22 protein-coding genes and 1 pseudogene are annotated in these 22,250 nt (G+C 72.1%); 9 read left to right on the plus strand and 14 right to left on the minus strand.

From position 1 onward, the window contains the following. Positions 1 to 2 precede the first annotated feature (2 nt). A complete protein-coding gene (locus tag MB828_RS46370) occupies positions 3 to 797 on the plus strand; it encodes a thiazole synthase (protein ID WP_133028244.1) in 795 nt (264 codons plus the stop codon). Between the two features lie 526 nt (positions 798 to 1,323). Here the strand turns inward: MB828_RS46370 and MB828_RS46375 are convergent. Together MB828_RS46375 and MB828_RS46380 are read right to left on the minus strand one after the other, a co-directional pair. Next, on the minus strand, positions 1,324 to 1,764 hold the full coding sequence (locus tag MB828_RS46375) for a MarR family transcriptional regulator (RefSeq protein WP_301653399.1): 441 nt from the start codon (positions 1,762 to 1,764) through the stop codon (positions 1,324 to 1,326). After that, positions 1,761 to 2,243 (minus strand): MarR family winged helix-turn-helix transcriptional regulator, encoded by a 483-nt coding sequence (locus MB828_RS46380; RefSeq protein WP_301653400.1) that lies wholly within the window; start codon positions 2,241 to 2,243, stop codon positions 1,761 to 1,763. Before MB828_RS46380 ends, MB828_RS46375 begins: the two co-directional genes overlap by 4 nt. A gap of 141 nt (positions 2,244 to 2,384) precedes the next feature. Here MB828_RS46380 and pknB point away from each other — a divergent pair, with 141 nt between their 5' ends. After that, a complete protein-coding gene (pknB, locus tag MB828_RS46385; protein ID WP_301653401.1) occupies positions 2,385 to 4,307 on the plus strand; it encodes a Stk1 family PASTA domain-containing Ser/Thr kinase in 1,923 nt (640 codons plus the stop codon). Positions 4,308 to 4,341: 34 nt separating this feature from the next. Then, a complete protein-coding gene (locus MB828_RS46390; RefSeq protein WP_301653402.1) occupies positions 4,342 to 5,244 on the plus strand; it encodes a deoxyribonuclease IV in 903 nt (300 codons plus the stop codon). 18 nt (positions 5,245 to 5,262) lie between these two features. On the opposite strand, the gene MB828_RS46395 is transcribed toward MB828_RS46390, so the two are convergent. The 5 genes from MB828_RS46395 to MB828_RS46415 form a co-directional block, all read right to left on the minus strand. Further along, positions 5,263 to 5,757, minus strand: coding sequence for a Pycsar system effector family protein (locus MB828_RS46395; protein WP_301653403.1), 495 nt, complete (start codon positions 5,755 to 5,757; stop codon positions 5,263 to 5,265). Beyond that, positions 5,754 to 6,830: a hypothetical protein gene (locus tag MB828_RS46400; RefSeq protein ID WP_133028238.1), complete on the minus strand. Its 1,077-nt coding sequence runs from the start codon at positions 6,828 to 6,830 to the stop codon at positions 5,754 to 5,756. Before MB828_RS46400 ends, MB828_RS46395 begins: the two co-directional genes overlap by 4 nt. Continuing rightward, positions 6,827 to 9,022, minus strand: a complete 2,196-nt coding sequence (locus tag MB828_RS46405) for a hypothetical protein (RefSeq protein WP_301653404.1) — start codon at positions 9,020 to 9,022, stop codon at positions 6,827 to 6,829. Before MB828_RS46405 ends, MB828_RS46400 begins: the two co-directional genes overlap by 4 nt. Then, entirely contained in the window at positions 9,019 to 9,828 is an 810-nt protein-coding gene (locus tag MB828_RS46410) for a hypothetical protein (protein ID WP_301653405.1), read from the minus strand. The genes MB828_RS46405 and MB828_RS46410 overlap by 4 nt, the downstream gene beginning before the upstream one ends. A gap of 110 nt (positions 9,829 to 9,938) precedes the next feature. Next, positions 9,939 to 10,601, minus strand: a complete 663-nt coding sequence (locus MB828_RS46415) for a Crp/Fnr family transcriptional regulator (protein WP_240528859.1) — start codon at positions 10,599 to 10,601, stop codon at positions 9,939 to 9,941. 263 nt (positions 10,602 to 10,864) lie between these two features. On the opposite strand from MB828_RS46415, the gene MB828_RS46420 reads away from it, so the two are divergent. Then, the gene (locus MB828_RS46420) at positions 10,865 to 11,368 is read left to right on the plus strand and encodes a DUF4396 domain-containing protein (protein ID WP_301653406.1); all 504 of its coding nucleotides are present in this window, start codon (positions 10,865 to 10,867) and stop codon (positions 11,366 to 11,368) included. 28 nt (positions 11,369 to 11,396) lie between these two features. On the opposite strand, the gene MB828_RS46425 is transcribed toward MB828_RS46420, so the two are convergent. Then, complete coding sequence (locus MB828_RS46425; RefSeq protein ID WP_301653407.1) at positions 11,397 to 12,029, minus strand: sulfite oxidase-like oxidoreductase; 633 nt, start codon at positions 12,027 to 12,029, stop codon at positions 11,397 to 11,399. Positions 12,030 to 12,229: 200 nt separating this feature from the next. Here MB828_RS46425 and bfr point away from each other — a divergent pair, with 200 nt between their 5' ends. Further along, a complete protein-coding gene (gene bfr / locus MB828_RS46430; RefSeq protein ID WP_046727431.1) occupies positions 12,230 to 12,712 on the plus strand; it encodes a bacterioferritin in 483 nt (160 codons plus the stop codon). A gap of 98 nt (positions 12,713 to 12,810) precedes the next feature. Here the strand turns inward: bfr and MB828_RS46435 are convergent. Both MB828_RS46435 and MB828_RS46440 read right to left on the minus strand, forming a co-directional pair. Beyond that, positions 12,811 to 13,062: pseudogene (locus tag MB828_RS46435) on the minus strand ((2Fe-2S)-binding protein); the annotation flags it as partial. A 110-nt stretch (positions 13,063 to 13,172) separates the two neighbouring features. After that, entirely contained in the window at positions 13,173 to 14,525 is a 1,353-nt protein-coding gene (locus MB828_RS46440; RefSeq protein ID WP_301653409.1) for a class II 3-deoxy-7-phosphoheptulonate synthase, read from the minus strand. A 106-nt stretch (positions 14,526 to 14,631) separates the two neighbouring features. Between MB828_RS46440 and MB828_RS47075 the strand changes: the two genes are divergently transcribed. Continuing rightward, the gene (locus MB828_RS47075; protein ID WP_071659820.1) at positions 14,632 to 14,688 is read left to right on the plus strand and encodes a trp operon leader peptide; all 57 of its coding nucleotides are present in this window, start codon (positions 14,632 to 14,634) and stop codon (positions 14,686 to 14,688) included. Positions 14,689 to 14,787: 99 nt separating this feature from the next. Then, positions 14,788 to 16,653: an anthranilate synthase family protein gene (locus MB828_RS46445; protein WP_301653410.1), complete on the plus strand. Its 1,866-nt coding sequence runs from the start codon at positions 14,788 to 14,790 to the stop codon at positions 16,651 to 16,653. A 150-nt stretch (positions 16,654 to 16,803) separates the two neighbouring features. Here the strand turns inward: MB828_RS46445 and MB828_RS46450 are convergent, their stop codons facing one another. From MB828_RS46450 to MB828_RS46465, 4 genes are all read right to left on the minus strand, one after another. Next, positions 16,804 to 17,832, minus strand: coding sequence for a 6-phosphofructokinase (locus MB828_RS46450; protein WP_301653411.1), 1,029 nt, complete (start codon positions 17,830 to 17,832; stop codon positions 16,804 to 16,806). A gap of 148 nt (positions 17,833 to 17,980) precedes the next feature. Next, on the minus strand, positions 17,981 to 18,643 hold the full coding sequence (locus tag MB828_RS46455; RefSeq protein ID WP_046727427.1) for a response regulator: 663 nt from the start codon (positions 18,641 to 18,643) through the stop codon (positions 17,981 to 17,983). Continuing rightward, positions 18,640 to 19,854, minus strand: a complete 1,215-nt coding sequence (gene macS, locus MB828_RS46460; RefSeq protein ID WP_133028228.1) for a MacS family sensor histidine kinase — start codon at positions 19,852 to 19,854, stop codon at positions 18,640 to 18,642. The genes MB828_RS46455 and macS overlap by 4 nt, the downstream gene beginning before the upstream one ends. A gap of 34 nt (positions 19,855 to 19,888) precedes the next feature. Beyond that, positions 19,889 to 20,644, minus strand: coding sequence for a lysophospholipid acyltransferase family protein (locus MB828_RS46465; RefSeq protein ID WP_133028227.1), 756 nt, complete (start codon positions 20,642 to 20,644; stop codon positions 19,889 to 19,891). 201 nt (positions 20,645 to 20,845) lie between these two features. Between MB828_RS46465 and MB828_RS46470 the strand changes: the two genes are divergently transcribed. Then, positions 20,846 to 21,625: an alpha/beta hydrolase gene (locus MB828_RS46470; protein WP_133028226.1), complete on the plus strand. Its 780-nt coding sequence runs from the start codon at positions 20,846 to 20,848 to the stop codon at positions 21,623 to 21,625. Next, on the plus strand, positions 21,618 to 22,187 hold the full coding sequence (locus tag MB828_RS46475) for a hypothetical protein (RefSeq protein WP_133028225.1): 570 nt from the start codon (positions 21,618 to 21,620) through the stop codon (positions 22,185 to 22,187). The genes MB828_RS46470 and MB828_RS46475 overlap by 8 nt, the downstream gene beginning before the upstream one ends. The last annotated feature ends 63 nt before the right edge of the window (positions 22,188 to 22,250 follow it).

Here is a 22,250-nt window from a genome sequence, read left to right on the forward strand (position 1 = left end):
CCGTGGCCGACGATCCCTTCGTCCTCGGGGACACGACCTACTCCTCGCGGTTGATCATGGGTACCGGGGGCGCGCCCAGCCTGGAGGTGCTGGAGCGGGCGCTGGTCGCGTCCGGCACCGAGCTGACCACGGTGGCGATGCGGCGGGTGGATCCGGGGGTACGGGGCTCCGTGCTGTCGGTCCTCGAACGGCTCGGGATCCGGGTGCTGCCCAACACGGCCGGGTGTTTCACCGCGGGCGAGGCGGTGCTGACGGCCCGGCTGGCGCGGGAGGCGCTGGGGACCTCGCTGGTGAAGCTGGAGGTCATCGCCGACGAACGGACGCTGCTGCCGGACCCGGTCGAGCTCCTTGACGCGGCGGAGACGCTGGTGGACGACGGGTTCACGGTGCTGCCGTACACGAACGACGATCCGGTGCTGGCGCGGAAGCTGGAGGACGTCGGCTGTGCGGCGGTGATGCCTCTCGGGTCGCCGATCGGGTCGGGGCTCGGGATCCGCAACCCGCACAACTTCCAGCTGATCGTCGAGCACGCGCGGGTGCCGGTGATCCTGGACGCGGGGGCCGGTACGGCGTCGGACGTGGCGCTGGCGATGGAGCTGGGGTGTGCGGGGGTGATGCTGGCGTCGGCGGTGACGCGGGCGCAGGATCCCGCGCGGATGGCGCTGGCCATGCGGGCGGGGGTGGAGGCGGGGCGGCTGGCCCGGCTGGCGGGGCGGATCCCGCGGCGCCACTTCGCGGAGGCGTCGTCTCCGGCGGAGGGCCTGGCCGCCCTCGACCCGGAGCGCCCCGCGTTCTGACCGCCGGCCGTGTTCTCCCACCCGCGCACCACCCGAAACCGTGTGCTGAAAAAGCAGAGCTCTCCCGCGGGGGCGAAGCGCCGTCGGCGGCTTCAGGGAGTGGGCGAGCAGGGAGCGGGGTGGTCAGGGAGCGGGGTGGGGGGCGGGCGGCCTTCGGGGGTGGCGGGCGGCGCGCCGTCGGCGGGCGCGGGGAGCGGCCTCCGCATGGGGGGCCTTTGTGCCGTCGGCGGCTCCAGGCAAGCGAGGGAGCGGCCTTCACTTGTGGGGGGCCTTTGTGCCGTCGGCGGCTTCAGGGAAGTGGGGCGCGGGGAGCGGCCTTCGCGTGTGGGGGCCTTTGTGCCGTTGGCGGCTTCAGGCAAGCGAGGGAGCGGCCTTCGTTTGGGGGGCCTCTGTGCCGTCGGCGGCTTCAGGGAAGTGGGGCGCGGGGAGCGGCCTTCGCGTGTGGGGGCCTTTGTGCCGTTGGCGGCTTCAGGGAAGTGGGGCGCGGGCTTCGTGTGTGGTGTTCGGTGTCGTCGGCGGAGTCGGGTCAGGGCCTGGACAGTTCCTCGTTCGCGCGGGTTGTGATCAGGGTCAGGACTCGGCCGGCCGTCGCCAGGTCCTCCGTCGGGATGCCGGCGTACAGGCGGGCGGCGATCCCGGCGCTCTCGGTGGAGGTGCGCTCGTACAGGTCCCGGCCGGTGGCCGTGACGTGGAGCCGGGACTCGTGCGCCTCCAGCAGCTCCGCGGCCGTCAGCTCCTCGATCACGCCGTGCACGACCGACGCGTCGGTCTTCAGCGCGCCGGTGACCTCGGCGACGAGCTCGTCACGGTCGACGGAGGCACCGGCGACCACGGCGGCCCGGAGCGTGACGCTCTGGTGGAACGTGATGCCGTAGCGGCTCAGCACGCCCTCCAGGAGGGCCCGCGGGGCGTGGTGCGCCAACGCGATGACACGGGCGTTCAGGGCAGGTGCGGTGGTGGTGGTCATGACTGCTCCTTCTCGTTCTCGGCGTGCGGATCAAGAGGTGCGTCGAGCAGGGCGACGAGGTCGTGGGTGAACTGGTGTGCGCGGTCGGAGTGCTGTCCCCCGAGCGGCTCCAGCAGCTGGTTCAGGAGGCCTTGGACGACCGTGATGGCCCGCCCGGTGACCTCGCGGCCCTGCTCGGTGAGCGTCAGCCGCATGGCCCGTGGGTCGCCGGGATCGCGGGTGCGGGCGACGAGTCCGGCGGCCTCCAGGGCGCGGGCGAGTTTCGAGACGTACAGCGGTTCGAGCCCGGTGTGGTCGGCGAGGCCGCGCTGACTGGGCCGCTCACCGCTGCGTGCCATGCCGTACAGCGACGCGACCAGCGCGTACTGGGCATGGGTCAGGCCCAGCGGTGCGACCGCCCGGTCGACGGCCACCCGCCACTTCATCGACAGGCGCCAGACGAGGAATCCGGCCGTCGCGTTCTCCGCTGCTGTACTCACAGCAAATACAGTACATGGCTACTATGTACATGGCTACTGTTTTGTTCGGCGAGCGTGACGACCGTCACAGCTCCGCTGCAGTCCATGGGCGAAAGCGGTCTCAGCAGTGGGGCCCACGGTGCGGGCTCGTACACTCGCCGGGTGGATACGACCCTTCAGGACCCTCTTGTCGGGCAGGTGCTCGACGGCCGGTACCGCGTCGACGCGCGGATCGCCGTCGGCGGCATGGCCACGGTCTACCGGGCCCTGGACGTCCGGCTGGACCGCGTGCTCGCGCTGAAAGTGATGCACCCGGGCCTCGCCGCCGACGGCTCGTTCGTCGAGCGGTTCATCCGCGAGGCCAAGTCGGTCGCCCGGCTGGCCCACCCGAACGTGGTGCAGGTCTTCGACCAGGGCACCGACGGCACGTACGTGTACCTCGCCATGGAGTACATCGCCGGCTGCACCCTGCGGGACGTGCTGCGCGAGCGCGGCGCGCTCCAGCCGCGGGCCGCGCTGGACATCCTGGAGCCGGTGCTGGCCGCGCTGGGCGCCGCGCACCGCGCCGGATTCGTGCACCGGGACATGAAGCCCGAGAACGTGCTGATAGGGGACGACGGCCGGGTCAAGGTCGCCGACTTCGGACTCGTGCGCTCCGTGGGCTCGGTCACCAGCACCACGGGGGCCGTGCTCGGGACCGTGGCCTACCTCGCGCCCGAGCAGGTCGAGAACGGGTCCGCCGATCCGCGCGTCGACGTGTACGCGTGCGGTGTGGTGCTCTACGAGATGCTCACCGGGGAGAAGCCGCACGACGGGGACTCCCCCGCGGTGGTCCTCTACAAGCACCTCCACGAGGACGTGCCGCGCCCGTCCGCCGCCGTGCCGGGTCTCGCCCCCGCGCTGGACGAGCTGACCGCCCTCGGGACCGCCCGCGACCCCGGGGTCCGGCCGCAGGACGCGGTCGCGATGTTCGCCCTGGCGCGCCGGACCCGGGCCGCGCTCACCGACGCGCAGCTGGACGCCGTACCGCCGCAGGCGCTGGCGGACGGCCACGACATCGCCGACGACCGGACCAGTGTCATACCCCGGTCGCTGGACGTGCCCCGCCCGCTGCCGGTCAACGAGGACGACGGCGGCGTGCTGCGGACCAGCCGGTTCGAGGCGGAGCCGGTGCCGGAGCGGCGGCGCGGGGGCCGTCGCTCACGGCGCGGACCGATCGCGCTGATCGTCGCCGTACTGCTCGTCCTCGGTGTCGGCGCCGGCGTCTGGTACATCAACTCCGGGCAGTTCACCAAGGTCCCCCCGCTGCTGTCGAAGACCGAGGCCCAGGCCACCGCACGGCTGAGGGACGCCGGGCTCGACGTCAAGGCGGTCGAGCACGCCTACAGCGACACGGTGAAGCGGGGCACGGTGATCAGCACCGACCCGGCGGCCGGCAAGCGGATCCGCAGCAACGACTCGGTGACGCTCACGATCTCCGACGGCCCCGAGACGGTGAACGTGCCGGACGTGCAGGGACGGACACTGGCCGGGGCCAGAGCGCTGCTGAGGGCCGACGGGCTGGCCGCGGGCATGGTGACGCGGGAGTTCAGCGACGACGTGCCCAAGGGGTCGGTGATCAGCACGGATCCCGGCGCCGGGAGCAAGCGGCACGCCGGGACGGCGATCGCGCTCGTCGTCAGCAAGGGCTCCCCGGTCGACGTCCCGGACGTCACCGGCGACGACCTGGACGAGGCCCGCCAGGAGCTCCAGGAGGCCGGGCTGAAGGTCACGGTCTCCGCGACCGAGGTCAACTCCGAGTACGACCAGGGGCAGGTGGCCAAGCAGAGCCCCGCGGGCGACGCCCAGCTCGCGGAGGGCGACACGGTGACGCTGACGCTGTCCAAGGGCCCGGAGATGGTCGAGGTGCCCGACGTGGTCGGAGCCACCGTCGAGGACGCGGAGAAGCTGCTCGCGCAGTCCGGCTTCGAGGTCAAGGAGGACCGCGGGCTGCTCGGGCTGTTCGGCGACACCGTGAAGAAGCAGTCGGTGGACGCCGGGGAACAGGCGCCGAAGGGGTCGACGATCACCCTCACCATCCGGTGACGGGAGCCGGGCGCCGCCGTGCCACCCTTGACGGGTGAACGACCAGCAGTCCCGTCCCGCCGGGAACCCTCCGTCCGGCCCCGCCCGCAACCCCGTCGGCGGTCATGTGCCCGTCGCCGGCGGCCTGCACTCCGTGGGGCTGTCCTACGCTCGTGAGCTGAAGGCGGAGACCGTGCAGGTCTTCGTCGCCAACCCGCGCGGCTGGGCGACCCCGGCGGGCAACCCCGGGCAGGACGAGGCGTTCCGCGCGGCCTGCGCGGAGGAGTCGGTGCCGGCGTACGTGCACGCCCCCTACCTGATCAACTTCGGCTCGGGCACCGAGGCGACGGTGGAGAGGTCGGTGGAGTCGCTGCGGCACTCGCTGCGCCGCGGCCGGGAGATCGGCGCGCTCGGGGTGGTCGTGCACACCGGGAGCGCGACCGGCGGGCGGGCCCGGGAGGTGGCGCTGAAGCAGGTACGGGCGCACCTGCTGCCGCTGCTCGACGAACTGACCGCGGACGACGACCCGTTCCTGCTCCTGGAGTCCACCGCCGGCCAGGGCGCCTCCCTGTGTTCGCGGACCTGGGACTTCGGGCCGTACTTCGAGGCGCTGGACGCCCATCCGAAGCTGGGCGTCTGCCTGGACACCTGCCACGTCTTCGCCGCCGGGCACGACCTGACCGGGCCGAGCGGCATGCATCAGACGCTGGACCTGCTGGTGGACACCGTCGGCGAGGGACGGCTGAAGCTGATCCACGCCAACGACTCCAAGGACGTCGTCGGCGCCCACAAGGACCGGCACGAGAACATCGGTGCCGGGCACATCGGCGAGGATCCGTTCCGCGCCCTGATGACCCACCCGGCGACCGCGGGCGTACCGCTGGTCATCGAGACGCCCGGCGGCAAGGAGGGGCACGCGGCCGACGTGGAGCGCCTCAAGCGGCTCCGCGACGGCTGACGCCCGGCGGGCCGGGGCTCACGCCGCCGCCAGCGGCACCGCCGCCAGCAGCAGGCCGGCGGCCAGCAGGGCCATCGAGCGGCGCAGCCACCGGTACTTCGCCGACAGGATCACGCTGACGTCCTGGAACTGGGTGAGCAGCCAGCCGACCCGGTCCGCCGCCGCCTCCGCGGCGGCCCCGCGCAGCGCCTCCCGGTCGACACCGCCCAGCGCGTCGGCGTAGAAGGTCGGGCCGGGTGCCGAGCGGACCGTGCGGGTGCGGGGCACGATCACCGCGAGCAGCAGCAGCGTGCCGGCCGCCCAGAGCGCCCCGCCCGCCGCGAGACAGACCAGGGCGAGGCCGGAGGCGCCGGCCGGTGCCCCTCTGCCGAGCACCAGCGCCGGTACCGCGACGGCGCCCGAGAGCAGGACGGACGCCTTCACGTCCGCCCTGCCCAGGTCCTCGCGCACGGTCAGCAGCAGCCGTTCGGCGACATAGTGCGCGGCGGCGTCGGCGGGGTCGCCCGAGTTCATCGGCGCGCCTCGGGGCTGGAGTCGTCCTCCACCCCCGTCCCCTCTCCGGGGACGGCGTCCGTCGGGGAGACCGGCGGGGCCGGCGGGATCGGCGGGGGCGCGTCGGCCGGGAGCAGCGGGGGCGCCGGCGGCATCGGCGGTATCGGCAGCGAGGTCGGGGCCTGCGGGATGCCGTTCGGGAAGACACCGGTGGAGACCGTACGGCTGTACTCGATCAGGGCCTGCACCTGGTCGTCGATCTGGTGGCGCTGCACCACGCCCTGGTTGATCAGGTTGGTGAGGTAGTCCAGGGCGCCCTGGCGCTGTTCGCGGGCCTGCTGCTGGAGCACGCCGAGGATCTCGTGGGCGCGGCTCGGGTCGGCGGCCATCATGTGGGCGTACTGGGCGGTCTCGCCCGCGCCGATCAGCTTCTGCGCGTCGTCGAGGTTGGCGGCGATCCGCGCCTTGTTGGCGGTGTCGATGGCCTCCTGGACCCTGGAGCCCTTCTCCACCGCGACCATCTGGGCCTGGTGGTCGGCGGCCGCCTGGCCGAGGTCGATACGGACGAACACCTGCGTGGCGAGGCCGAGTTCGGCGCCGAAGTCGCCCCACCGGCCGCTGGCCAGCTCGTCCTGGATGGCCTCGTCGACCTGCTGGGCCGAGTCCAGGCTGTAGCGGCGGCTGAGTCCGCGCAGCCGGGCCTCCAGCGAGGGGCGCAGCATGCGCTCCACGTCGACCACGCGCTTCTCGGCGGCGAGGTAGAAGTCGTGCACCTCCCAGTTGACGTCCGCGCCCGCCCGGAACCGGGACCGGTCGCCGTAGGTGGGCAGCTCCAGCTGGAAGGAGACCTGGTGCTGGCCGCGGGCGATCCAGCACACCGAGGTGGGCTTGCCCATCAGCGGCTTGTTGAAGTGCTCGGCGCCGCGCACCGTGATGACGCTGTGCCCGCCGTTCCTGTAGTAGAGCACCGACGCCACCTGGCTGTTGCGGTGCCGGTAGGCGGCCTGTGGCGCGAACTCGCGGACGAAGGGGCCTCTGAGGTCGTGCGGGAGGACGAACTCCTGGTCCTGCGGGGGCCACTGGTTGTACGTCATGGTGTACTCGCTCCCTGGACCGCCCCCCACAGGCGGCGGACCTGCTGTTCGTTCAGTGGTTGGTCGGGGTCTTCGGTGAGTTCCTTGATGAGGGACAGCAGCCGGTTGCGGTCGTCGTGGCCGTGCACGAGGAGCGGCAGGAACCGCTCCAGCCGGCCGGCCCAGGGCTGGTCGGCCGAGCGGCGCAGCCAGTCGGACACGGTCTCGACGGCCGCCTCGTACGACCGAGGGGTCTGCAACGCCGTCCACAGCAGCCCGGCGAGGTCCGGGGCGAGGGCGGGCCGTACCTCGGCGAGGGCGAGCATCAGCGGCCAGTCGCCGTGGCCCTCCAGGTCCTCGTGCAGGTTCCACAGGTCGCTGGCGGGCAGGCCGGCGAGGTAGACGGTGGACTGCAGGCCGAGGTCCTGCTGGGGCCGGCGTTCGTCGGAGAGCCAGGCGCGGATCCGGCGCAGGGTCTGGGCCTCGGGGTGGGCGCCGGCGAAGTGGGCGACCTGGACGGACGCGGCGGACCGCAGCTTGCCCTCGTCCCGGACGCCGATGCCGCCGAGCAGGTCGAGGGAGTCGCGGACGGTGCCGGTGGCGCGTCCCCGGCCGAGCACCGCGCCCGCGGTCCAGCGCAGTTCCTCGTCGCCGTACCGGGCCCAGGAGGCGACCAGGGCGCGGATGGCGGTGCCGACCTCCGGCGAGCCGAGGGCGACGTCGAGGACGGTCGCGGCGAACAGCCGGCGGGGCGCCCGCTCGGACCGGGCCATGGGCTGGACCAGTTCGTGCACGGTGTGGGAGAGGTCGAGGCGGCACAGGTGCCCGGCGGCCACGGCGGCCCGGACCCAGACCTGCGGCCGGCCGTCCTCGCAGAGCCCGGCCAGCCAGCGCAGCACGGGTCCGCGCGCGTTGTGCCGGTGCTGCCACAGGTGGCCGAGGACGGCGGGGGCGAGCGCCTCGCCCGCGAACCGCACGGTGCGCACCGGCACCTCCTCGGTGCCCACCTCCTCGGTGCCCAGTTCGGCGACCGCGCGGGCGGAGACCAGCCGGGCGTCGACGCCGTCGCTGAACAGCGGGCGGCCGGGGGTGGCCTCGGGGTCGACGGTGACGGCCAGTTCCCAGGCGAGCACCTCGGCGGCCTCGGCGACGGCGCTGAGCGAGGCCCCGTCGAGGACGGCGACGGCGATCCGGTAGGCCGCGTCCCGCAGCCGCTCCGGGGTCTCGGAGCGGAGTCCGCCGGCGAACCACTCGGCGGCCTGGTTCTCGGCGAACTTCCGGCACTCGGCCATGAGTTCGTCGTGGCTGAGCTTGCCCCGGGTGTGCTGGGCCAGCAGGGTGGCGAAGTGCGCCGCCTCCGCCGGCCGCAGGTCGTTCAGGCCGCGCGCCGCGAGGACGTCGGGGTCCAGGGCGGTCGCCCGGGCACGCTCGTAGTCGGGTCCGGCGCCGTCGAGTTCGAGGGCGAGGTGGCCTTCGAGTACGGCGGTCTGGGCGGCCGGGGTGTGGACGCGGTAGTAGCGGGCGCTGCGGGAGAGCACGTCACCGGGTTCGGGGGTGGCGAGCAGGACCGCGTAGGCGTCCTTCCGGCCGAGCAGTTGGCAGAGCCGGTCGAGGCCGGTCTCGTCGGGCAGCGCGGCGCCCGGTTCCAGGGCGTAGCCGTGGCCTCCGCTGATCTGGTCGTCGTCGAGCTTGTCCAGGTCGGTGCGCGGGTCGAGCCGGGAGACGCGGCCGCCGGTCACCCTGTCCAGCAGGGACAGCGCGGTGTAGGCGCGGCCGGTGCCGGGCTGGCCGAACAGCACCAGGAGACGGCCGGTGCTCAGCTGGTCGAGGTGGTCGTCGTACTCCGCGGGCTGCTTGAAGACCTGGCGGAGCCGGAGCAACTGGTCCTCCGGGAGGGGGCCGGCGAGCACGCGTTCCGTGGTCTGCCGGCCGTAGAAGTTCATGGTGCCGACGGAGCCGGAGCTGACCAGGGTGCCGGATCCGTACTGGCTGACGGTCGAGCGGTAGACGCGGGAGGCGGCGGCCGCGGCGCCGGGCAGTGCCTCCTCGCCGAGCGGGTCGGCGGCCGGGCCGCCGATGACGTCGGCCTTCTCCGGCTCGGGTGCGCCGGCGGGCTCGGCGCCCTGCGGCTTGTCCGGTTCGGCCTTCGGCTGTGGCTGCTGTTGCTGTGGTTTCGGGGAGTTCTGGGGCGGCTGGGGGCCCTGTGCGTTCACCGGCCACCACCGTCGGAGAAGTTGATGGTGTCGATGGTGCCGCCGACCACGATCCGGCCGGTGCCGTGCTGGTGGATGTTCTGGACGACACGGTCCCCGGCGGCGGGGGCGGCCGGGGCGGCCTCGGTCGTCGCGCCGGCCTCGTCGGTGTGGGGTGGTGGCTGGCGGGGCGGTTGCGGGCCGGCCGCCGTCGCGTCCAGCGCCTGCCCCCCTTCCGGGCCCGGCTCGGGCGGTTCGGACCGGCCCGGGACCATGAACCAGGCGGTGGTGCGGCCCTCCTTAAGGTCCACGTCGTGCCGGCGGTAGTGCCCGGGATCCACCCAGCGTCCGCCGGGCAGGATGAAGTCCTCGTGCACGCGGTCGGAGGCGGCCACCACCAGCGGCGCGCCGTCCGCGGCCCGGAGGATCGCCTTGGTGACGGCGCAGTCGGCCAGCCGGCAGGCCAGGTCCACGGCGCGCCCGGAGCGGCCGTGCGCGTCGGCGGTGACCCGCCCGATGTGCAGGCCCACGCGCAGCCGCAGCGGCTTCCTTAGGTGCTGGTTGGTCTCGCGCAGGTTCTGGTGGAGCTGTTGGATCCACTCCCCCACCACCCGGACGGGCGGTACGTCGGGCGCCAGGACGCCGAGGATGCCGTCGCCGCGGTCCTCCTGGTAGAGCCGGGGCGGGCGGATGCCGGCCTGCTCGAAGGCGGTGCCCGTGACGTCGTAGAGTCTGCGCCGCATCTCGGGTTTCTCGGTGTCGGTCAGCAGACCCGAGCCCTGTGCGTCCACGTTGACGATGAAGCCGTACGCGGCTTCCCCCTCCATCGCTTTCTCCTCCCAGCTGTCCCGCCGGACCACCGGCTGCCTGGCTGCGATGGTCGCGGAGCCGGCCGGTCGTCGCTGTAGCCGTTTACACAGCACGGGACTCGGTGCTTTCAGGTCTCGTGCGGTTGTCCGGCGGCGAGCAGGCGGAGCGGGTCCAGGTCGGCCACGGCCAGGGTGCCGGGGCCGGTGCGGACCAGGCCCTGTTCCCGTAACAGGCGCAGCGCCTTGGCGACGGCTTCCCGGGTGGAGCCCACGGACGCGGCCAGTTCGTGCTGCGCGAGGGGCAGCCGGATGGTCACGGCCTCGTTCTCCCGGCGGCCCGCGCGGTCGGCGAGTTCGACCAGGCGCTCGGCGAGCCGTTGCAGCACGGTCATCGAGGCCAGCGCCCGGCGCTCGTGGTCCGCGCTGCGCAGCCGCTCGGTGAGCTGGACCGTCATCAGCGCGTTGGCGTGCGGCCGGGAGGCCAGGAACCGGCGGAACCGCTCACCGGGTACGACCAGGCCGGTGACCTCGCCGAGGGTGCTGACCGAGGCGCTGCGCGGACGGCCGTCGAGCGCGGCCATGTCCCCGACGACCTCGCCGGCCCTGCGGAGCGCCAGGATCAGCCGGCCGCCGCGCTCGGTCGGCGTCCACACCGTGCACCAGCCGCTGAGCAGGACCACCGCGAAGGTGGTGCGGTCGCCCTCCGTGATGACCGTGTCGTACGCCGGGTATTCGTGCCGGGTGCCGAGGCTCGCCAGTGCCTCCCGGTCCCCCGGTCCGAGTCCCCCCATGAAGGTATGCCGCTCTCCGAACAGCCCCACCGTCGCCCCCGACCGCTCGCCCCCGAACAGGATCACAAGCGGAACCTCAACGGCCCCTCGGATCCGTCTTCACCCGGCGCGTCTCCCGCCAGGCAAGGATCTCAGCGTAGCGCTCTGGGCACGGAATGTGCTCGCTGTTACCGGAACGAGCCCGAAGCCTTCACGGGAATACCCCAGGGGGGTATACAGGTTGACGTCACAGCAGGATCCGCACCTGACACCGGGGGTCAGCCATGGACCACGACCACACCCTTCACGAGCACACCGCTCACGACCACACCGTTCATGACCACGCCGGCGGGGCGTCCTGGGCCACGGCCGTCCAGGCCACCCTGCACTGCCTCACCGGGTGCGCCGTCGGCGAGGTGCTCGGCATGGTCGTCGGCACGGCCTTCGGCTGGGGGAACCTGCCGACCACACTGCTGGCGATCGTGCTGGCGTTCCTCTTCGGCTACTCGCTGACCATGCGCGGGGTGCTGCGGGCGGGCGTGGACCTCCGTACCGCGGCGCGGGTGGCGCTGGCGGCGGACACCGTCTCGATCGCCGTGATGGAACTGATCGACAACGGCACGATCCTGGTCTGGCCGGCCGCGATGGACGCCCAGCTGGGCGACGCGCTGTTCTGGATCTCGCTGGCCGTCTCGCTCGTGCTGGCGTTCGTGGTGACGACGCCGGTCAACAAGTGGACCATCGGGCGGGGCAGGGGGCACGCGGTGGTGCACCGGTACCACCACTGAACCGGCACCACCGCTGGGGCATCCCGGCTCAGACCCCGGGGCCGTCCCCCGGTCCCTCCTGGTAGGAGTAGCGCTGCTCCTTCCAGGGGTCGCCGATGTTGTGATAGCCGCGCTCCTCCCAGAAACCCCGGCGGTCGGCGGTCATGTACTCGATGCCGCGGACCCACTTGGGGCCCTTCCAGGCGTACAGCTGGGGCACGACCAGGCGGACCGGGAAGCCGTGCTCGGCGGTGAGGAGTTCGCCGTCCTTGTGGGTGGCGAAGAGCGTGCGCTCGGCGGCGAAGTCCGCCAGGCGCAGGTTGGAGCTGAAGCCGTACTCCGCCCAGACCATCACGTGGGTGACCTCGGAGGCGGGCGGCGCGAGCTCCAGGACGGTCCGTGCCGGGATGCCGCCCCACTCGGCGCCGAGCATGCTGAACTTCGTCACGCAGTGCAGGTCGGCGACCACGGTGGTGTACGGCAGAGCCGTGAACCGCTCGTGGTTCCAGGTGTGCGTGTCCCCGTCGGCGGTGGCGCCGAAGACCCTGAACTCCCAGCGCTCGGGCCGGAACTTGGGCACCGGGCCGTAGTGGGTGACCGGCCAGCCGCGCTGGAGCCGCTGTCCCGGCGGAAGCTCGGACCCTGCGGCTCCTCTGGACGCGTGCTCCACCGGATGACCCATGCCTTCCATCCTGACAGACCACGGGCGATGCACCTGACCAGGCAGACCACCGCAGAGATCACCAAAAGGTCCAACTGATGCCAAGCGCGGACTTACTTACTAAGTACGCACTTACTGGACGATCTTCTGTGCCGGTGCAATCATGCGCCGCAAACATCCCCATCCGTCCGGTACGGAACCATGCGGAAGGAGCCTCTGCGATGCAGGGCGACCCCGAGGTCATCGAATTCCTCAACGAGCAGCTCACCGGCGAGCTCACCGCCATCAACCAGTACTTCCTGCACGCGAAGATGCAGGAGAACTTCGGCTGGTACAAGCTCGCGAAGTACACCCGGCACGAGTCGTTCGACGAGATGAAGCACGCCGAGGTGCTCACCGACCGGATCCTGTTCCTGGAGGGGCTGCCCAACTACCAGCGGCTGTTCCACGTCCGCGTGGGGCAGACCGTGAAGGAGATGTTCGAGGCCGACCGGCAGATCGAGGTGGAGGCGATCGACCGGCTCAAGCGCGGGATCAAGGTGATGCGCGAGAAGGGCGACGTCACGTCCGCGAACATCTTCGAGGACATCCTCGCCGACGAGGAGCACCACATCGACTACCTCGACACCCAGCTGGAGCTGGTGGAGAAGCTCGGTGAGGCGCTCTACATCTCGCAGATCATCGAGCAGCCGGAGAGCAGCTAGGCGCTCCGCGGGAAGGGCCGGGGCAGGTCGTCGGCCGGCTGCGGGCCCGTCGCGGCCGCTCGCCATGCTTCCCGCGCCCCTTCGGGACGCTCACCGGCCAGCGCCGTCAGCACTGGCCTGCCCTGTTCCGCCGCCTCGCGGCGGGGGCAGGCGCCGCGGCCGAGGAGCGCCTGGATCCGGCGGACGCACGAGCCGCAGTCGGTGCCCGCCTTGGAGGCGGAGGCTATCTGGCGGGGGGTGCAGGCGCCGTCCGCGGCGTGCTGCTTGACCTGGGCCTCGGTGATGCCGAAGCAGCTGCAGACGTACACGCGGTTCCACCTCCCTGCGGGGACGGTTCTTCCTACTGCCATCCCGCTTGTCGGTGAGGCAAACCTAACCTTACCCATCACCGGGGAACCGCAAAAGTGCGAGGGGCGCGGATCCGGTGTGATCCGCGCCCCAGAGCAGTCGCCCGGTGCCCTTACTGGGCCCGGTACATCTCCGCGACCAGGAACGCCAGGTCCAGGGACTGGCTGCGGTTCAGGCGGGGGTCGCAGGCCGTCTCGTAGCGCTGGTGCAGGTCGTCGACGAAGATCTCGTCGCCGCCGCCCACGCACTCGGTGACGTCGTCACCGGTGAGCTCGACATGGATGCCGCCCGGGTGGGTGCCGAGGGCCTTGTGGACCTCGAAGAAGCCCTTGACCTCGTCGAGCACGTCGTCGAAGCGGCGGGTCTTGTGACCCGAGGCGGCCTCGAAGGTGTTGCCGTGCATCGGGTCGGTCACCCAGGCCACGGTGGCGCCCGAGGCGGTGACCTTCTCGACCAGCTCGGGGAGCTTGTCGCGGACCTTGTCGGCACCCATCCGGACGATGAAGGTCAGCCGGCCCGGCTCGCGGTCCGGGTCGAGGCGGTCGATGTACTTCAGCGCGTCCTCGGCCGTGGTCGTCGGACCGAGCTTGAGGCCGATCGGGTTGCTGATGCGCGAGGCGAACTCGATGTGCGCGCCGTCCAGCTGCCGGGTGCGCTCACCGATCCACACCATGTGCCCGGAGACGTCGTACAGCTTGCCGGTGCGGGAGTCGACCCGGGTCAGGGCGGACTCGTAGTCGAGCAGCAGCGCCTCGTGCGAGGAGAAGAACTCGACGGTCTTGAACTCCTCCGGGTCGGTGCCACAGGCCCGCATGAAGTTCAGCGCGTTGTCGATCTCGCGGGCGAGCTGCTCGTAGCGCTGGCCCGACGGGGAGGACTTCACGAAGTCCTGGTTCCAGGCGTGCACCTGGCGCAGGTCCGCGTAACCGCCCGTGGTGAAGGCGCGCACCAGGTTCAGCGTGGAGGCCGACGCGTTGTACATCCGCTTCAGCCGCTCGGGGTCCGGGATCCGGGACGCCTCGTCGAAGTCGAAGCCGTTGACCGAGTCGCCGCGGTACGTCGGCAGCGTCACGCCGTCGCGGGTCTCGGTCGGCTTGGAGCGCGGCTTGGAGTACTGGCCGGCGATCCGCCCCACCTTCACCACGGGCACCGACGCGGCGTACGTCAGCACGGCACCCATCTGGAGGAGCGTCTTGAGCTTGTTGCGGATGTGGTCGGCCGACACCGCGTCGAAGGCCTCGGCGCAGTCGCCGCCCTGGAGGAGGAACGCCTCTCCCTTGGCGACGGCCGCCATCCGGGCGCGCAGCTGGTCGCACTCGCCCGCGAAGACGAGCGGCGGATACGACTCCAGCTCCGCAACGACTGCGCGCAGAGCCTCGGGGTCGGGGTACTCGGGCTGCTGCGCCGCGGGCAGGTCTCGCCAGGTGTTGCCAGCGCTCGCGCTGGTCTTAGCGTTCACGGTCACCTCGTAAACATTACGGGGTCGTGTCGCCATATTTTCCTCCGGCTCGACTGGTGAGACGCCGTGATTGTCCTGTGGACAGGGCGGCCGGTGGGGTAGGGTTTTCCACATGTTCGCGCACTCGACCCAGAACTGGTGGTGGACCGCTTCTCCGGCGGCCCACTGACTGCGCGTACGCAAGACTTCGCGAAGGCCGCCCGAGGGGCGGCCTTCGGTGTTTCCGGGGTCGTTCCTCTCCCACCTGCCAAAGGACCGCAGAGGAACCATGGACCTGACCCAGTTGCTCCACGACGACCGCCCCTTCGCCCTGCTCCGGCGCCGCACCCCCGGCCACGACGAGAACACGGTGGAGGTCCTGGTCGGCCCCGTCACCGCCCGCGACCGGCTCGCCGACCTGCCGGAGGAGGGTCTGGCCCTGGTGCCGTTCCGGCAGATCCGCGAGCGCGGCTTCGACGTGCGGGACGACGGGACGCCGTTGCTGGTGCTGACCCCCGAGGTGGTGGGCCGGGTGCCGCTGGCCGAGGCCCTCGCCGTGCTTCCCGCGCACGACGTACGGGTGGAGCGTGGCGGCTTCGACGTCGACGACGACGCGTACGGCGAGATCGTGGACCGGGTGCTGCGCGAGGAGATCGGCCGGGGTGAGGGCGCGAACTTCGTGATCCGCCGGACCTACCAGGGGGAGGTGCCGGGCTTCGGACGCGCCGACGCGCTGGCCCTGTTCCGGCGGCTGCTGGCGGGCGAGCGGGGCGCGTACTGGACCTTCGTCGTGCACACCGGGGACCGGACGCTGGTGGGGGCAAGCCCGGAGGTGCACGTGCGGATGTCCGGCGGCACGGTGGTGATGAACCCGATCAGCGGCACGTACCGCTATCCCGCCGAGGGCCCCACCCCCGAGCACCTGCTCGGCTTCCTCGCCGACGGCAAGGAGATCGAGGAGCTGTCGATGGTCGTCGACGAGGAACTCAAGATGATGTGCACCGTCGGCGACATGGGCGGGGTCGTGGTCGGCCCCAGGCTCAAGGAGATGGCGCACCTCGCGCACACCGAGTACGAGCTGCGCGGGAAGTCCTCGCTGGACGTGCGGGAGGTCCTGAAGGAGACCATGTTCGCGGCGACCGTGACGGGGTCGCCGGTGCAGAACGCCTGCCGGGTCATCGAGCGGCACGAGGTGGGCGGGCGCGGCTACTACGCGGGCGCGCTGGCGCTGCTCGGCCGGGATTCCGGGGGCGCCCAGACCCTGGACTCCCCTATCCTCATCCGCACCGCCGACATCGACGCGCGGGGACGGCTGCGGGTTCCCGTCGGCGCCACGCTGGTGCGCGGCTCGGACCCGGCGGGCGAGGTCGCCGAGACCCACGCCAAGGCGGCGGGGGTGCTGGCGGCGCTCGGGGTACGGCCGGCCCGGCCGCGGGGCGAGGAGGGGCGCCCACGGCTGGCGGACGACCCCCGGGTGCGGGCCGCGCTGGACGGGCGCCGGGCGTCGCTCGCCCCCTTCTGGCTGCGGATGCAGGAGCGGACCGGGGAGCTGGCCGGGCACGCGCTGGTGGTGGACGGGGAGGACACGTTCACGGCGATGCTCGCGCACCTGCTGCGCTCGGGCGGGCTCGACGTCACCGTACGGCGTTACGACGAGCCGGGGCTGCGGGCGGACGTGCTCGCGCACCCGGGTCCGGTGGTGCTGGGCCCGGGACCGGGTGACCCGTCCGACCTGGACGATCCGAAGATGCGGTTCCTGCGGGAGCTGACGGCGTCGGTGATCCGGGAGCACCGGCACGGGGTGCTGGGCGTCTGCCTCGGGCACGAGCTGATCGCGGCGGAGCTGGGGCTGGCGGTCGTACGCAAGGAGGTCCCCTTCCAGGGGGCGCAGACGACCGTGGACCTGTTCGGGCGGGCGGAGACCGTCGGCTTCTACAACAGCTTCGTGGCCCGGTGCGACGAGGACGCGGCGCGCGAGCTGGCGGCGCACGGGGTGGAGGTGAGCCGGGCGGCGAACGGCGAGGTGCACGCCCTGCGGGGGCCCGGGTTCGCCGGGGTGCAGTTCCATCCGGAGTCGGTGCTCACGTTGGACGGGGCGTCGATCGTGCGGGAGCTGGTGGCACAGCTGCGGGGTACCGGAACCGTTCAGGCCTGAGCTTCGGGTGCGGGTGCGTGGGGGCTTGTCGCGCGGTTCCTCGCGCCCCTCAGGTCTCCCGCCGTGGCCGTCGCGTCGAAGCCCGGCCCTGCCGTCGCCCCGTTCCGCGGATCTCCGCGGAACGGGGTGTGCGGCGCCGGCCGTCCGGGCTCAGCCGAAGAAGACCCCGGCCTCCTCGTACAGCTTCGGGTCCACCGTCTTCAGCTTGGCCGTGGCCTCCGCGATCGGCACCCGGACGATGTCGGTGCCGCGCAGCGCGACCATCCTGCCGAAGTCGCCGTCGCGGACGGCCTCGATGGCGTGCAGGCCGAAGCGGGTGGCCAGCCAGCGGTCGAAGGCGCTGGGCGTACCACCGCGCTGGATGTGCCCGAGGACGGTGGTCCTGGCCTCCTTGCCGGTGCGCTTCTCGATCTCCTTGGCCAGCCACTCGCCGACCCCGGAGAGCCGGACGTGCCCGAAGGAGTCCAGGGACTGGTCCTTGAGGACGACGTCGCCGTCCTTGGGCATGGCGCCCTCGGCGACGACCACGATCGGGGCGTACGACGCCTTGAAGCGGGAGGTGATCCAGGCGCACACCTGGTCCAGGTCGAAGCGCTGCTCCGGGATGAGGATGACGTTGGCGCCGCCCGCGAGACCGGAGTGCAGGGCGATCCAGCCGGCGTGCCGGCCCATCACCTCGCAGACCAGGACCCGCATGTGGGACTCGGCGGTGGTGTGCAGCCGGTCGATGGCCTCCGTCGCGATGCCGACGGCGGTGTCGAAGCCGAAGGTGTAGTCGGTGGCGGACAGGTCGTTGTCGATGGTCTTCGGGACACCGACGACGGGCACGCCGTACTCGTCGGTGAGGCGCGCGGCGACGCCCAGGGTGTCCTCGCCGCCGATCGCGATGAGCGCCTCGACCTCCAGTTTGGCGAGGTTGTCCTTGATCCGGCGGATGCCGTTCTCCTGCTTGAGCGGATTGGTGCGCGAGGAGCCGAGGATGGTGCCGCCGCGGGGCAGGATGCCGCGCACGGCGGGGATGTCGAGACGGACGGTGTCGCCTTCGAGAGGTCCGCGCCAGCCGTCCCGGAAGCCGACGAAGTCGTAGCCGTACTCCTGCACGCCCTTGCGGACGACGCCCCGGATGACGGCGTTGAGCCCGGGGCAGTCGCCGCCTCCGGTCAGTACTCCGACCCGCATGGAAATGTCCCTTCGCCGCGGTTGCCTGGTGAGGCTCACGCTAGTGGTGATCCAGGTCACACAGGGATGGGCGGGAAGGGCAATTCCGGTGAATCAGTGGGCGGTTGGTTTACTTGCCGTCAAGCGCGAAGATCACATCAGCTGTGGATCATTCGTCGTCGAGGCCGCGCTCTATGGCATACCGGACCAGTTCCACCCTGTTGTGCAACTGCAGCTTGCCGAGGGTGTTCTGGACGTGGTTCTGGACCGTGCGGTGGGAGATGACCAGCCGCTCCGCGATCTGCTTGTAGCTCAGGCCCTTGGCGACCAGCCGCAGCACCTCGGTCTCGCGGTCGGTCAGCCGGGGCGCGTCCGGCCCGTCGGCGTCCGCGGCCGGAGCCGGTTCGGAGGCCAGCCGGCGGTACTCGCCGAGGACCAGACCGGCCAGGCCGGGCGTGAACACCGGGTCACCGACGGCGGTACGGCGCACCGCGTCGAGGAGTTCCTCCGTCGACGCCGACTTCAGCAGGTAGCCGGTCGCCCCGGACTTCACCGCCTCCAGCACGTCGGCGTGCTCCCCGCTGGCGGACAGCACCAGGACCCGCAACGCCGGGTTGTGGCCGACGAGTTCCTTGCAGACCTGGACACCGGGCCTGGCCGGCAGGTTGAGGTCCAGGACGAGGACGTCGGGCGCGGCGGCCTTGGCGCGGCGCACCGCCTGGTCGCCGTCCCCGGCGGTGGCGACCACCTCGAACCCGGCCTCGGCCAGGTCCCGGGCGACCGCGTCGCGCCACATGGGGTGATCGTCGACCACCATCACCTTGATGCTCATCGCCGCTCCGCCTTCCCCGGGGAGACCTTCGGTACCTTCAGCTCCACTTCCGTGCCCTGCCCGGGAGTCGAGAACAGCTCGGCGCTGCCGCCGAGGTCACGCAGCCGGCCGCGGATCGACTGGGCCACCCCGAGCCGCCCCTCCCCCTCGGCCTGGGCGAGCCGCCCCTCCGGGATGCCGGGCCCGTCGTCCCGTACGGTCACCACGATCCCGTCGGGCTCGTCCTCGACCAGGATCCAGGCCCGTGCCTGCTCCCCGGCGTGCCCGCGCACGTTGTCCAGGGCGGCGCCGACGGCGGCGGCCAGCTCGCGTGCCGCGCGCGGCGGCAGCTCCACCGGCGCGCCGGGTTCGGCCAGGTTGACCCGGGACCCCGCGTACGGCGCGAGCAGGGTGCGCAGGTCGACGGGACCGGCGTCGTCCGGTTCCTCGACCAGGCGTACGACCGCGCCCTCGGCCGCGTCCTCCGAGAGCCGGGAGGGCGGCACCAGGCCGCCGGAGACCAGGGTGCGCAGGGCGACCTCCTGCTCCCCCGCGAGCCGTCCCAGCTCGGCCGCCTCACCGCCGAGGACCGCGCCGCGCCGCTGCACCATGGCGAGCACCTGGAGCACGCCGTCGTGGATGTCCCGGGCGAGCCGTTCCCGTTCGCGGGTCGCGGCCTCGATCTCCAGGGCGCGGGCGAGGGTGCGCTCGGAGGCACGGGCGACCTCCACGACGTACCCGATGGCGATGGAGGCGACCCAGACCAGGACCACGCTGTGGACGGTGTCACGGGCCGGGTGGCCGCGCTCGATCAGGTTGGCGGCGGCGACCGGGGTGGAGGCGAACGCGGCCCAGCGCCAGCCGCCCTTGATGGCGTAGGCGAGGACCGCGCCGGCCGTCCATATCGACGGCAGGGTGGGGCCGCCGCGGTCGATGTGGCCCTGGGTGACCACCCAGGGGGTCAGCACGATGCCGGTGAGCGCGACGGCCAGGTCGACGGCGAGGAAGCGCTTGGTGCAGGCCGCCGCGTTCTGCACGCGCGGCAGGGTCGCCAGCGTCCAGACGGTCAGGACGGCGAAGTAGGCGATGGCGACGCCGGGGCGGTCGTAGTCCTCGTAGGCGGAGGCGAACAGGCCGACCGCGTAGAGCAGGGTCAGCACCCGGTAGCCGGTGAGCGCACGCCACAGGGGCTGCTCCACCGACATGCGTACGACACGTTCCCGCTTGGTCATCTCCCCCGGTCCCCCCTCGCCCCCCGGCCGCAGACTACGACTCGGTGGTTCTCTTGTCGGCCTTCGCCGCGTCCTTCTCCGCCCTGGCCGCGTCCTTCTCGGCCTTGGCGGCCTCCGAGATCTGCCGCTTGGCGGCGGTCGCGTAGATGTCGACGTACTCCTGGCCGGAGAGCTTCATGATCTCGTACATGACCTCGTCGGTCACCGCGCGCAGCACGAACCGGTCGTGTTCCATGCCCTGGTAGCGGCTGAAGTCCAGGGCCTTGCCGATCCGGATGCCCGGCCGCATCAGCTTGGGCATCACCTGTCCGGGCGGCTGGATCTTCTCGGTGTCGATCATGGCGACCGGGACCACCGGGGCGCCGGTCGCGAGCGCCACGCGCGCGAGGCCGCCGGGCTTGCCGCGGTAGAGCCGGCCGTCGGGCGAACGGGTGCCCTCGGGGTAGATGCCGAACAACTCGCCGCGCTCCAGCACCTCTATGCCGCTCTTCACCGCCGCCTCGCCGGCGCCGCGCGCCCCGGAGCGGTCCACCGGGAGCTGGCCGACGCCCTTGAAGAAGGCCGCCGTCAGGCGCCCCTTCACGCCGGGCGTGGTGAAGTACTCGGCCTTCGCGATGAACGTGACCTTGCGGTCCAGCACCGCGGGCAGGAAGAACGAGTCCGAGAAGGACAGGTGGTTACTCGCCAGGATCGCCGGGCCCTCGGCCGGGACGTTCTCCAGGCCTTCCACCCAGGGCCTGAAGGTGACCTTGAGCGGTCCCCCGATAGCGACCTTCATCGCGCCGTACAACAACCGAGTGCCTCCTGTTTCCGTCGATGAGACCTTAACCCGGAGCGCCGGGAATGGCCCCGACGACCCTGGTCGGTGTCAGTGCCGTCGCGTACGGTGAAGCACATCCGAAGTCGTCGTTTCCGCCCCTCGCAGTTCCCACCTCTCGCAGTTCCCCGAAGTTCCCGGAAGTTCCCCCCTCTCATGAATTGGAGAGCGAAGGTGCCGGTTCTCCCCGGAGCCGAGCCGTACCGCCATGCCGGCGGGGAGGTCGGCGTCCTGCTCTGTCATGGTTTCACCGGCTCGCCCCAGTCGCTGCGCCCCTGGGCCGAGCACCACGCGGCACACGGCCTGACCGTGTCCCTGCCCCTGCTGCCCGGACACGGCACGCGCTGGGAGGACATGCAGGTCACCGGCTGGGAGGACTGGTACGCGGAGGTGGACCGCGAGCTGCGGCTGCTGCGCGAGCGCTGCTCCCAGGTGTTCGTGGCGGGTCTGTCGATGGGGGGCGCGCTGGCCCTGCGGCTGGCCGCGCGGAACGGGACAGGTGTGGAGGGCGTGGTGATCGTCAACCCGGCGAACAAGGTGCACGGCCTGTCCGCGTACGCCCTTCCGGTAGCCCGGCATCTCGTCCGCACGACGCCGGGCATCGCCAGCGACATCGCCAAGCCGGGCGCCGCGGAGCTGGGGTACGACCGGGTGCCGCTGCACAGCGCGCACTCGCTGAGGAAGTTCTTCCGCCGGGTGGACGGCGAGCTTCCGCAGGTGACCCAGCCGCTGCTGCTCCTGCGCAGCGCCGAGGACCACGTGGTTCCGGCGGTCGATTCCGCCCGGATCCTGAGCCGTGTGTCGTCCACGGACGTAACGGAGGTCGTGCTGGAACAGAGTTACCACGTGGCGACGTTGGACCACGACGCGGACCGGATCTTCGAGGAGAGCCTCGCCTTCATCGGCCGGCTCGCACCCAGTGTCGGCAAGGAAGGGACGGCCGCAGTTGGCTGAGCACGACTCCGACCGCGAGGACCGCGAGCCGGACGAGAAAGGGGTGCCCTTCGACGAGGCGGCCGCCTGGGCGGCGATCGTCGCGGGGTACGGCGAGGAACCGCCGGATCCGCCGGGCACGACACCGTACAAGCCGGTGGAGGACCTGGCGCTGCCGCCCATGGAGGAGGACGAACCCGTGCCGGGGCCGGCGGCTTCGCAGGAGAAGTCCCCGGCCAAGCCGCTGGGCAGTTCCGTCTCCTTCGCGCCGGGCGTGGGCCCGCGTGACTACACGGCGCCGGAGCCGTCCGAGGACGACTTCGACGAGGACGACGAGGGGCACTTCGTGCCGCCCGAGCCGCCGCCGCTGCCGACCGCCGACACGACCGCCAGGTTCGCCTGGCTGGGCGTGGTGGGCGGGCCGCTCCTGCTGCTGCTCGCGGTGCTGCTGGGCTGGGACATGACCTGGTGGCTGGCGACGCTGGGGATCGGCGGGTTCCTCGGCGGGTTCGTCACGCTGGTGACCCGCATGAAGACGGACGACGACGAGGACGGGGACCCCGGCCGGGGCGCCGTGGTCTGAGTCGCGTCAGGACGCCGGAATCCTGAGGGCGGCCAGCACGGGCAAGTGATCCGTGGCCGCTCT

Origin of the sequence: Streptomyces arenae (assembly GCF_022343545.1) — a bacterium.
In the GTDB taxonomy this organism is placed as follows: domain Bacteria; phylum Actinomycetota; class Actinomycetes; order Streptomycetales; family Streptomycetaceae; genus Streptomyces; species Streptomyces humi.